We start from the raw sequence: 6,170 nt of genomic DNA, 5'->3' as shown, positions 1-6,170 counted from the left end.
GCCGAGCGCGGCAGCAGCAGATGCCGGTAGCCGGGATGGCGCTCCTGCGCCTGGATCGCGCTGAACACGACGGCGGGCGGCAGCACCACGACGCCGCCCGACAGGGCCAGCGTGCCGGGCTCGGCGACGCGGCGCGCGCCGAGGCAGGTTTCATCGAGCGTCGACAGGGTCATGCGGCGGTCTCCTCGTTCGTGCGCGCGAACGCGTCGCGATACTGGTTTTTCAGCGCGGGGCGGTCGATCTTGCCGTTCGGGTTGCGCGGCAACGCCGGCAGCGGCTCGACGACGAGCGGGCTCATGTAGGTCGGCAATGCATCGCGGCAGGCGCGTGCGATGTCGGCGCGGCAGGCGTCGGCGTCGAGCGTCGATACGACGCACGCTGCAATCGCTTCGCCGAGCGATGCATGCGGCACGCCGAACACGGCGGCCTCGCGGATGTGGGGCAGCGCGAACAGCACGTCCTCGACCTCGGTCGGGCTGACGCGATAGCCGGACGTCTTGATCATGTCGTCGCCGCGCGCGACGAAATACAGGTAGCCGTCCGCGTCGCGGCGCACGATGTCGCCGGACCACACGGCGATGTCGGGGCGCGGGATCTCGCCGTGCCGGCGCGGCAGCGGACGAAAGCGCTGCGCGGTCAGCTCGGGCCGGTTCCAGTAGCCGAGCGTGACGAACGCGCCGCGATGCACGAGTTCGCCGGGTTCGTCGACCGCGCATTCGCTGCCGTCCGCGCGCAGCACGAGGATTTCGGCGTTCGGCACGGCCTTGCCGATCGACGTCGGGCGCAGTGCGGCGTCGGTCGGCGGCAGGTAGGTCGAGCGGAACGCTTCGGTCAAGCCATACATCAGGTACGGCGCGGCGTTCGTGAACAGCGCCTGCAGGCGGTGCAGCAGCGGCGTTGCGAGATGGCCGCCGGTGTTCGCGAAGCGGCGGATCCGCGTGCGCGCCGTGTCGCTCCAGCCGGCGGATGCGAGTTGCATCCACAGCGGCGGCACGCCGGTGATCGACGTCACGCCGAACGCGTCGCAATGGCGCGGCACTTCTGCCGGCTGCAGGAAGTCGAGCGGCGCGTAGCACGCGCCGGAGGCCAGCGCGGTCGTGAGCTGGCTGAGGCCCGCGTCGAAGCTGAGCGGCAGCACGCCGAGCACGACGTCGTCACTGGCCAGCCCCTGATACGCGGCGACGCTGAACGCGCCCGATACGAGGTTGCGGTGCGACACGACCACGCCCTTCGGCTTGCCGGTCGAGCCGGACGTGTAAAGCAGCGCGGCCGGATCGTCGTCCACCGGGCGGCCGGTGAGGGCTGGTGCCGCTGTGTCGGTGCCCGGCGCGTTGATCGCGTCGGCGAGTTCCTCGATCAGCATCGCGCGGGCGCCGACGAGCGCGGCGAGCGCCGGCAGGCGCTTCAACCGCTGCGCGCCGGTCATGAACAGCGCCGCGCCGCTGTCGGCGACGATGTGTTCGATCTGCGCTTCCTTCAACTGCGGATTGACCGGCACGAAGATCGCGCCGAGCGCGTTGGCCGCGAGCATCGCGACCACGGTTTCGATGCGTTTCGGTGCGTAGATGGCGACGCGTTCGCCGGGCTGTACGCCACGTGATGCGAGCGCGGCGGCGGCGCGGCGGACCGCGCGCGCGAGCTGTTCGTAGGTCATCGTGCCGCCGCCGTCGGCATACGCGGGATGCTGCGGCCAGCGCGCGGCGCCGTGTTCGAGCAGGTCGGCGACGCTGATCAGTGCGTTCATGATCGGCTCCTCTCTCAGGTTGGTCTAGGCGGGCCGCACGTACACGTGCGCGGCTTCGTGGGACAGGAAATGCGCCATCGAGTACGTGCGGTGATACGCGCCGCAGCGTGCGAACACGGCGATGTCGCCGACCTGCGGCGGTGCGCCCGTGTCGTCGCGGCCGATCACGTCCGCGCGGCTGCAGGTGCTGCCGACATAGATCGTCGGTACACCGCGTTCGGGCGGCGCCGGAGTGCGCCGCACGAGCGACGGCGCGGCCAGCCGGCGCATCACCGATTCGGTCTGCGCGAGCAGGAACGCATGCGACAGCCCGCCGTCGCAGACCGCGATCGTGCGGTCCTGCCACGTCTTCACCGCGACGACGCGCGTCGCGAACACACCCGCATCGGCGAAGATCGCGCGGCCGGATTCATGCGCGAGCGAGTATTGGCCGGCCAACGGGGCGAGCGCAGCCGCATAGCGTTCGAACGCGACATCGCCCGGGTGATCGTCGGCAAACCCGCCGCCGAGACTCAGCGACGCGAGTGGGGCGCCGTTGGCGGGCGCGAGATCGCGGGCGAGCGCCGCGAGCCGTTCGGGTAGCACGAGCGTGTCGGGCTGCGTCGCGTCCTGGCGGATGAACGAATGCGGGCCGGAGAACACGTGCAGCCCGGCCACCGTCAAACCGGCGGCGACGAGCGTGCGCACCGCGTCGTGCGCCTCGTTCGGCGTCATTCCGAAGTGGTCGTGCCACAGCGCGCGCGCATCGTCGCCGGCCAGCGCGCCGGCATTCACGCGCAGCAGCACGGAACCCGGCGTGCCGCCGCCGGCCGCTGCTTCGCGCGCCAGCGGCACGAAGCGCGCGACCGCGTCCGGGTTGTCGAGCACGAAATGGCAGCGCGACGCGAGCCCGGCGCGCATGAACATCTCGTCCATCGACGGGTTGTTCAGGTAGCGCGGCGTCTTGATCCGGCCGATCACCGCGTCGAGTTCGCCACGGCTCGCGAGTTCGACGCCGTCCTCGTACGCATGCGCGCAGCGCGCGAGCATGTCCTGGTTCGGGTTCGCCTTCAGCGACACGATCAGCCGCGTGCCGAGCCGCGCCTTCAGCGACCGGTAGCGCGCGATCGCGATTTCCGGCTCGTACACGTAGCACGGCGTGCGCAGATCGGCGATCCACGCGTGGTCGTTGGCGGGCGGAAGCGGGCGCTCAGGCGTCATGGCGGCCCACCGGATGGAGCGTGGCGGCTGCGTACGCGCCGCAGTTCGACTGCATCACGCCGAGCACGCGGTGCCCGTGCGCGACCGCATCGAGCCCGACGTCGGCCAGGTTGATCGGAAAATCCGAACAGCACGCATGGCCGCGCGCATGGATGTTCTCCGCATAGAGCCGCTCGGCCGGCACGCGCATCGCGCGGCACAGCGCGTTCCAGCCGGGCAGGTCGGCGTTGTGCGGCAGCACGAGTTCATACGCGTCGAGCGCGTGCGGCTCGAGCGCGACCGCCGCGTCGATCGCCTTGCGGGTGTACGGCCACTCCATCATGATCAGGTCGGCCTCGTTCGCGGCGACGGTATCCGAGCCGCGGTGCCATTTCGCATGCGTCTCGATCGCGATGCCGCCGAGCCGGTTTTTCGTGCTGTTGCGGGCAATCAGCATCGCGGCCGCGCCGTCGCACTGCACGCCCGTCATCTGGCGCATCCGGTAATCCTCGCCGTACACGCGGTCGGACGACACGACGAGCGCCGCGTCGAGCTGCGGATGGCGGCGCATCAGCGCGCGCACCGTCTCGATGCCGGCCGCGACCGACACGCAGTTCAGCTGCGCGACCGAACCGAGCCACAGCGGCTCGATGCCGAGCTGCGCGGCCAGCTCGTGCGGCAGGCTGCGCGGCGCGGGCGGCACGCTGAACTGCTGCGTGTGCACGTGCACGATCGCGCCGATGTCGGACGGATGCACGCGTGCGGTGTCGAGCAGGCGGCCGGCCGCCGCGATCGCGAGATCGGTCTCGCTCGTGTCGAGCGCCATGTGGAAATAGCGGCTGCCCGAATGCGCGATCGCCGCGGCCCGCTGCGCCGGGTAGTCGCGCTCGGCGGCCCAGGCCTCGATATCGACGGGCAGGCCCGGCAGCTCGTAGGCCACTGCATCGACGCCGATCCAGAAGCCGGCGTCGCGGGATGCTTGGGAGGCGTTCGTCGTCATGGTTCAGTTGAGCGGCATCGCCGCGTAGTCGAGGACGTCGAGTTTTTCGAAGGTCGCCTGCACGGTCGGCGTGAGCAGGCCCATCTCGCGGATCGTCGGCACCAGGCGCCGGAAGATCGAGCGGCGGATCGAGCTCGACACCGGCGACTCGCGCACCATCGCGCTGCATTCGCGCTTCGACAGACCCATCGGTTCCCAGATGTCGTCCGCGCACAGGTGCTCGTACAGCACGGCTGCACCCTCGCAGACGAACTCCTCGCGTTCGCGCAGCTCGACCGCGCTCATCTCCGCATACACGCGGCACAGCGTGATCCGGCCGACCGCGAAGTGGCGCGATTCGTCGCGCTGGATCCGCACGAACAGGTCCTTGATGAACGGATCGGTGCTGTATGCGACCACGCTCTGGAAGATCGACAGCGCAATGCCCTCGACGAGCACCTGCATCCCGAGGTTCGTCATGTCGAGCGCGCTGCTCGTGATCGTGTCGTGCAGCAGCCCCTTCAGCGAGCGGCTCATCGGGTAGCTGACGTCGAGCTTCTCGTTGACGAGCTTCGCGTACGCCTCGACGTGGCGCGCTTCGTCCATCATCTGCGCGGCCGCGCACAGCCGCGCGCTCAGGCCGTTCTCGGCCGATGCGAGCTTCGACGCGCAGATCAGCGCGGCCTGCTCGCCGTGCAGGATCTGCGACAGCAGCCAGCCCTGCGCGTGATGGCGCACCTCGCGCTTGTCGGCGTCGGAGAGCTTGCCCCACAGCTCCGTGCCGTAGATCAGCAGCGTCGGGTCGGGCATGCCGAGCGGGTTCGCCGGATCGAGGTCGTGACTCCAGTCGACGTCGGTCGCGACGTCCCACTGCGCGGCCTTCGCCTTTTCGTAGAGCCGGTTCAGTGCCTCTTCGCGCAGTTCGTAGTCGTTCGACATCAGGGCGTCGACGGGCATCGACCAGCGGATGTCGGCCGTGTCCTGCATAACGGTGAGCGTGTCAGTCATTTCAAGGTCTCCCCGGCTGCGCGGCGGCGCCGGAATGATGGGCGGAATCGGTAAGCGTCGTGGCGGCGGCGCGCGGTGTGGCCGGATGTGGGTCGAGGCGGATCGCATAGGACGGCCACGGGCCGCGCAACTGCGCGTCGAAGGCGTCGGCGAGCCGCGCGGGCCAGATCGCGCAGCACACGCGGTTGTCTCCGGCGAACTCCGCGTCGCGCAGGATGCGGTCGCCGATCCACACGACCGGCGCGCCGCGCGCGGCATCGCGCAATGCTTCGTCGTACAGGTGCACGCCGAGCAGTACGTGCGGCGCGAGCAGTTCGGCCGGCAGCGCGCCGAAGTACGGCGCGCAGACTTCGATGAACACGCGTGCGTCCGGATGCACGGCATCGCGAATTCGCGCGGTGATGTCGGCCAGGAACGCGAAATACTGGACGTGGTCGAGGAGCACGCGGCGTTCGCCGCCGAGCGCATCGCCGGCGTCATACACGTCGCCGGCGCTTTCGGCGAGCGCGGCGCGTGCATAGTCGGCCGGCGTGTCGAGCGGCATCCGGTACGCGCTTGCGGCGACCGCAACCGGCTGCCGAGCGTCGCGTTCGATCCGGTAGGTGAAGTGAACGGGTCGCACCATGTCACGCCTCGTCGTCGAGAGAGAACGTCGCGTCCGGCGCGAATGCGACGTCGGCGACCGCGTAATAGCCGTTCAGCGCGAGCGAGCAGACGGCCGCGCGGCGCGGCGTGTCGCCGTCGCGATGCGCGAGCAGCACCGACAGCCACGGATCGCTGCCGAACGCATGACCGAACAGCCCGTGGCCGTCCGGCAGCAGCGGCGTCTTGCCGACGGACGCGAGCAGCGCACGGCGCGACGTCGCCGGAAAGAACGGCAGCGCCGCCTGCAAGCCGGGGCGGGCCGCGCAGAAAGTGCGGATGTCGCGGCCCAGCCGCACGACTGCGCTGGCCGGCGGTGCGGCGTCCGCGAGCACCGATGGCGCCGACGGTGACGCTTCGCGGCCGACGTCGACGAGCAGCGAGCACACGCCGAAGCCCGAGCGTCCCCAGGCGGGGTTGCCGTGCCAGTACGTGAAGCCGTGCACGTCGATGTCGACGATCTGCAGCAGCAGCGTGCGCGGCCCGGTTTCGGCCGCGGTCGCGAGCGTGCGGCGCAGCACGTAGCCCCAGCCCGCGCATTCGTACGAGCAGGTCATCCAGTCGGGCGTGTAGTCGTTCGCACCGGCCAGTGCCTGCGCGAACACGCGATGCTGAGCT

The 6,170-nt window shown here is 70.4% G+C and carries 6 protein-coding genes; all 6 read right to left on the bottom strand.

Annotated elements, in window-relative coordinates:
• Window positions 1-169 precede the first annotated feature (169 nt).
• Window positions 170-1,744, bottom strand: coding sequence for an acyl-CoA ligase (AMP-forming), exosortase A system-associated (locus G3N93_RS31775; protein ID WP_206134733.1), 1,575 nt, complete (start codon window positions 1,742-1,744; stop codon window positions 170-172).
• A 24-nt stretch (window positions 1,745-1,768) separates the two neighbouring features.
• Window positions 1,769-2,944, bottom strand: coding sequence for a PLP-dependent decarboxylase (locus G3N93_RS31770; protein ID WP_206134732.1), 1,176 nt, complete (start codon window positions 2,942-2,944; stop codon window positions 1,769-1,771).
• Window positions 2,934-3,923: a 3-oxoacyl-ACP synthase gene (locus G3N93_RS31765; RefSeq protein WP_206134731.1), complete on the bottom strand. Its 990-nt coding sequence runs from the start codon at window positions 3,921-3,923 to the stop codon at window positions 2,934-2,936. The genes G3N93_RS31770 and G3N93_RS31765 overlap by 11 nt, the downstream gene beginning before the upstream one ends.
• 3 nt (window positions 3,924-3,926) lie before the next feature.
• The gene (locus G3N93_RS31760; RefSeq protein WP_174933444.1) at window positions 3,927-4,910 is read right to left on the bottom strand and encodes a ferritin-like domain-containing protein; all 984 of its coding nucleotides are present in this window, start codon (window positions 4,908-4,910) and stop codon (window positions 3,927-3,929) included.
• A gap of 1 nt (window position 4,911) precedes the next feature.
• Entirely contained in the window at window positions 4,912-5,535 is a 624-nt protein-coding gene (locus G3N93_RS31755) for a hypothetical protein (protein WP_206134730.1), read from the bottom strand.
• Window position 5,536: 1 nt separating this feature from the next.
• Window positions 5,537-6,170: hypothetical protein (locus tag G3N93_RS41790; RefSeq protein WP_241026772.1), on the bottom strand; the 634-nt coding region annotated here is incomplete at its 5' end.

The organism is Burkholderia sp. Se-20378, assembly GCF_017104665.1.
In the GTDB taxonomy this organism is placed as follows: domain Bacteria; phylum Pseudomonadota; class Gammaproteobacteria; order Burkholderiales; family Burkholderiaceae; genus Burkholderia; species Burkholderia lata.
Note: the sequence above shows the minus strand (reverse complement) of the source record. Positions and strands in the feature narration are given on the sequence as shown.

Excerpts from the sequence above, each read along its gene's own strand:
- G3N93_RS31775 (WP_206134733.1), bottom strand. The coding sequence starts at position 1,744 with ATGAACGCACTGATCAGCGTCGCCGACCTGCTCGAACACGGCGCCGCG.
- G3N93_RS31770 (WP_206134732.1), bottom strand. The coding sequence starts at position 2,944 with ATGACGCCTGAGCGCCCGCTTCCGCCCGCCAACGACCACGCGTGGATC.
- G3N93_RS31765 (WP_206134731.1), bottom strand. The coding sequence starts at position 3,923 with ATGACGACGAACGCCTCCCAAGCATCCCGCGACGCCGGCTTCTGGATC.
- G3N93_RS31760 (WP_174933444.1), bottom strand. The coding sequence starts at position 4,910 with ATGACTGACACGCTCACCGTTATGCAGGACACGGCCGACATCCGCTGG.
- G3N93_RS31755 (WP_206134730.1), bottom strand. The coding sequence starts at position 5,535 with ATGGTGCGACCCGTTCACTTCACCTACCGGATCGAACGCGACGCTCGG.